Source organism: Leifsonia sp. NPDC058248 (assembly GCF_042881905.1).
Lineage (GTDB): Bacteria > Actinomycetota > Actinomycetes > Actinomycetales > Microbacteriaceae > Leifsonia.
The window spans coordinates 1-4,650 of sequence record NZ_JBHVXB010000003.1 but is presented as its reverse complement, the minus strand read 5'-3'; the positions used below and the strand labels follow the sequence as shown (position 1 = coordinate 4,650).

Annotated in this window: 3 protein-coding genes; 2 read left to right on the top strand and 1 reads right to left on the bottom strand. The window is 69.6% G+C overall.

The genetic code is table 11. The features are described from left to right. Positions 1-123: 123 nt before the first annotated feature. Positions 124-1,434, bottom strand: coding sequence for an ABC transporter substrate-binding protein (locus ACFVV5_RS05425; RefSeq protein ID WP_387240141.1), 1,311 nt, complete (start codon positions 1,432-1,434; stop codon positions 124-126). A 197-nt stretch (positions 1,435-1,631) separates the two neighbouring features. On the opposite strand from ACFVV5_RS05425, the gene ACFVV5_RS05420 reads away from it, so the two are divergent. Next, a complete protein-coding gene (locus ACFVV5_RS05420) occupies positions 1,632-2,642 on the top strand; it encodes a LacI family DNA-binding transcriptional regulator (RefSeq protein WP_387240138.1) in 1,011 nt (336 codons plus the stop codon). Positions 2,643-2,758: 116 nt separating this feature from the next. Further along, positions 2,759-4,600, top strand: coding sequence for a glycoside hydrolase family 2 protein (locus tag ACFVV5_RS05415; protein ID WP_387240135.1), 1,842 nt, complete (start codon positions 2,759-2,761; stop codon positions 4,598-4,600). Positions 4,601-4,650: the final 50 nt, after the last annotated feature.

The window sequence follows — 4,650 nt, the reverse complement described above, 5'->3', positions numbered from 1 at the left end:
GCACGCGCCCCCCCCACCCGGCCCGCGGTTTGGGGGGGGCGGGCGGCGGGGGCGCGGGCCCCGGGGGGGCCCCCGGGGGGGGCCCCCCGGCCCCGGGGCGGGCCCCCCACCTCTGCTGCGAGCTCATTCGCCATAGGTCTGCTTGTTCTGCTCGAGCAGCGTGTTCGCCTTGGCGACCGCGTCGTCGAGTGCCTGCTTCGGCGACTTCTTGCCGGTGATCGCCTCGTTGACCGCGGTCGTGACCGTGGCGGTCACGCTCGTGATGCCGGGAGCGGACGTCTCGTAGTGGGCGTACGGCAGCTCGTCGAGGAACGGCTTGAGGTTCGGGTATTTCTTCACCAGGGCCGGGTCGTCGCGCACGGTGTTGCTGGCGGGGAGCTCTCCGGTCTCGGGCCAGCCGGCCGAGTTGTCGTTCATCCATTTCACGAACGTGGCGGCGGCCGCGGTCTTGTTCTTGTCCTGGCCCTTGTTGTTCATGAACATCCAGTGGGTGGAACTCGACCACACAGCCTTCTCGGTGCCGATCTGCGGAACGGCCGTGGCCGTCCAGTTCAGCTTGCCGAACGCGGTGTTCGTGGTCTGCCACACACCGTTCCAGTTGAAGGCGGTCTTACCCGCGATGAGCGCGTTGATGTTGCCGTCCTGCGCGACATTGGCGGGGCTGTAGCCCTGCTTGATCAGGTCGGTCATGTGGGTGAGCGCCTGCACACCGGCGTCCGAGTTGAACGTCGCCTTGGTGACGTCGCTGTTGAAGAGGTCGCCGCCGAACTGCCAGAGCAGCGACTGGAACTCGAACGTGCCGGTGAAGACGTAGCCGTCGACCCACTCGCCCTGGACTCCGGCGGTCTTCAGCTTGGCGAGCGCGGCCAGGTAGCTCGCCTTGTCGGCGGGAATGGTCGACGGGTCGACGCCGGCCTTCTGGAGCACGTCCTTGTTCACGTAGAGGCCCAGCGGGGTGACGCTCCACGGGATGCCGTACTGGGCGCCCTTGTAGGCCCCGGCCTTCATGAGACCCTCCGGGAAGTCGGCTGCGCTGTAGCCGAGCGATTTGACGATGGCGTCGCTCTTGAGGAGCAGGCCCTGGGCCGCGTAGGTGGCGATGTCGTCGCCGTGGGCGACCGCCACATCCGGGCCCTTGCCTGCCTTGACCGCGAGCGGCATCTTCTTGGCGAGGTCCGCCCACTCCATGGGCACGTCTTTGACGACGATGTTCTTGTGCTCGGAGTTGAACTTCTCGACGAGCTTCGGCACGAGCACCGGTGCGGCGCCGCCCGTCCAGCCATTCCAGAACGTGACGGTGACCTGCGGGCCTGTGTAGTCGCCGCCGGTCACCTCGCCGCCGGTACCGCCCGAGCTGCCGCACGCGCTGAGCGCGAGGCCGACGCCCACAGCCACGGCGGCGGCCACGAGCCGCCCTGCAGATCGTTTCTTCATGTGATTCTCTCCCTTGAGTGCCCTTGAACGGCCGTAAACGGCTCGCGCGGATCGTGAGTGACTCGCGCAGATCGCAGATCGAGCGCCGCGCTCCCGCTAAATTACAGCGCTAGAAATTTGCTGTCAACCCGGCAGCCGGGAGAGAATCACCGGGCGGGCTCACGGACAGTAGAGTTCTCGGTACGAGAGGAGTCGCCATGGCCGGTGTCCGGTTGCAGGATGTCGCCGAGCTGGCCGGCGTCTCGATGAAGACCGTCTCCAACGTGGTGCACGACTACCAGCATGTCAGCCCCCGGATGCGCGAGCGGGTGCAGCGCGCGATCGACGAGCTCGGCTACCGGCCCAACATGCTGGGCCGCCGCCTCGCCACCGGCCGCACCGGACTGCTCGCCCTCGCGTTCGCCGACGTGACCCTCCCTTACTTCGCCGAGCTGGCGCGCCGCGTGTCCGATCTGGCCGAAGAACAGGGCTACCGGGTGCTCCTCGAGCAGACCGACGGCACCCTCGAAGGCGAACGCGCCGTCGTCTCCAGCAGCGAGGCCGGGCTGGTCGACGGCGTGATCTTCCAGCCCAGCGTGATGAGCTCGGCCGAGCTCGCCCAGACCCGCACCGACATCCCGATGGTCATCCTGGGCGAGGGCGCCGCCCCGCTCAGCATCGACCGCGTGATGATCGACAACGTGGCGGCCGCCCGCGAGGCGACGGGGCACCTCCTCGCTCTCGGCCGGCGGCGGATCGCCTTCGCCGGTCACGAACAGGTGCACTTCTCCCGCACCTCCGAGCTGCGCATCGCCGGCTACCAGGCGGCGCTCGAAGACGCAGGCCTCGCGGCGGACCCCGGGTTGCTCATCCCGACCCTGGCGATCTCGCCGATCGACGCAGCCACGGCCGTCGGCGCCGCGCTCGACGCAGGGCTGGAGGTCGACGCGATCATGTGCCGTGACGACCTGGCCGCCATCGGCGCCTTGCGCGCACTTCAAGAGCGCGGGCTGCGCGTGCCCGGCGATGTCGCGATCACCGGATGGGACAACACGATGATGACAGCGGTCACCTTCCCGAGCATCACCACCATCGCTCCCGACCTGACCGCCCTCGCGTCGCGTGCGCTCGGCATGCTGCAGGAGCGGATCGACGGCCTGACGGCCATGGGGCGGCATGAGCTCGTCGGCTTCGAGCTCGTGACCCGCGAGAGTGCGCCGGCGGTCTGAGTCTCCCGGCCCACGAACCGGGTGAGACGCGGGGAACGCCGGTCTGCGGGAGCGGCTTCGGACCCGTTTTGATTCGGCGTTTTACAGCGCTGCATTTGTAGGGCACGATAGTCGTCATGATCTTCGACGCGGCCAGCACGTTTGACGGAACCTATCCCCGCCCTCAGCTCGTGCGCGAGCAGTGGTGCGACCTGGCCGGCGAATGGGCGTTCGCGCACGACGACGAGGATGCCGGCGTGCGCGAGTCCTGGTTCGCGGGCTCGAAGGCCGGCACCGACGGCGACCCGTTCGCTCGCACCATCGTCGTGCCGTTCCCGCCCGAGTCGCCGGCCTCCGGAATCGGCGACCCGACGTTCCACCCGGTCGTGTGGTACCGGCGAACCATCCGCCAGGCCGACCTCGAAGCGGCCGGACACGGATCGACGAAGCGGCTGATCCTGCACTTCGGCGCCGTGGACTATCGCGCTTCCGTCTGGGTCGGCGGCCGGCTGGCCGGCACGCACGAAGGCGGCGGCTCGCCGTTCGCGCTCGACATCACCGAGCTGGTCGGCCGCGGCGTGGACGCCGTCGTCGCGCACGACACGGTGACCTCGATCGTGGTGCGCGCCGAGGACGACCCGTCCGACCTGTCCCAGCCGCGCGGCAAGCAGGACTGGCAGCTGGAACCGCACGTGATCTGGTACCACCGCACCACCGGGATCTGGCAGCCGGTCTGGCTCGAGGCGGTCCCGCCGGTCGCGATCGAGCAGCTCCACTGGACGCCGAACGTGCTGGACGCGACCGTGAGCGCCCGAATCGCCCTCAGCCGGCCGGCACCGGATGGCACAGAGCTGTCGATCGCGCTGGCGTTCGAGGGCGAGACTCTCGGGTCGGTTCGCGTGCCGGCGACAGGCCGCTCGGTCGAGGTGACGGTTCCTCTCCCGGTGCAGCGAAACGGTCAGGCGTACGAGCAGCTGCTCTGGTCGCCCGAGCATCCGCGGCTCATCGACGCCCGGGTGACCCTCGGCGACGACACGGTGCTCTCATACCTCGGGCTGCGTTCGGCCGGTGTCGCCGGCGGCCGCTTCCTCCTCAACGACCGGCCGTACTACGTGCGCTCGGTGCTCAATCAGGGCTACTGGCCCGAGTCGCACCTGGCCGCGCCCTCGGTCGACGGTCTGCGTGCGGAGGCCCAGCTCATCAAGGACCTCGGCTTCAACGCCGCCCGCCTCCACCAGAAATACGAGGACCCGCGCTTCCTCTTCTTCGCCGACACCCTCGGCCTGCTCATCTGGGGAGAGTCCCCCGCCGCCTACGAGTTCACGCCCGCCGCCGTCACGCGCACCATGCGCGAGTGGACAGCCATCGTCGACCGCGACTACTCGCATCCATCGATCGTCACGTGGGTGCCGATCAACGAGAGCTGGGGCGTGCAGCACCTCGCGCACGACGCCCGGATGCGCGACTATGCGGCCGCGCTCGTGCACCTGACGAAGGCCCTCGACCCCACCCGCCCGGTGATCTCGAACGACGGCTGGGAGCACGTGGACTCGGACATCCTGTCGGTGCACGACTACGAGGCGTCCGCCCCCGTCGTCGCGGCGCGCTACGGATCGCCCGAGGCGGTCGGCCGACTGTTCGAGGGACTCGGCCCAGCGGGGCGCCGGATGCTCGTAGCGGGCACGCGCGACCTGAACGCTCCCGTGATGCTCACCGAGTTCGGCGGCGTCTCGTTCGTCGACCGTGCGCACGAGGTGGACGGCGCCTGGGGCTACTCGGCGGCCTCGAGCGCCGAGGACTTCGGCCGGCGCGTCGGCGCGCTCGTGGAGGCGACGCTGGCCAGTCCGGTGCTCGCCGGCTTCTGCTACACGCAGCTGGCCGACACCGGGCAGGAGACCAACGGCCTCGTCACCGACGACCGGCGCCCCAAGATCCCGATCGAGAGCATCCGTGCGTTCATCGCGGGGCCGCACGCCTGACCCGCCGCCGCGCGCGGACTGCCGCGGCCGTCGAGTCCGGAGTTGCTGGG

Bases quoted from the DNA above. Each gene is read 5' to 3' on its own strand.
- ACFVV5_RS05425 (WP_387240141.1), bottom strand. From the start codon at position 1,434: ATGAAGAAACGATCTGCAGGGCGGCTCGTGGCCGCCGCCGTGGCTGTG.
- ACFVV5_RS05420 (WP_387240138.1), top strand. From the start codon at position 1,632: ATGGCCGGTGTCCGGTTGCAGGATGTCGCCGAGCTGGCCGGCGTCTCG.
- ACFVV5_RS05415 (WP_387240135.1), top strand. From the start codon at position 2,759: ATGATCTTCGACGCGGCCAGCACGTTTGACGGAACCTATCCCCGCCCT.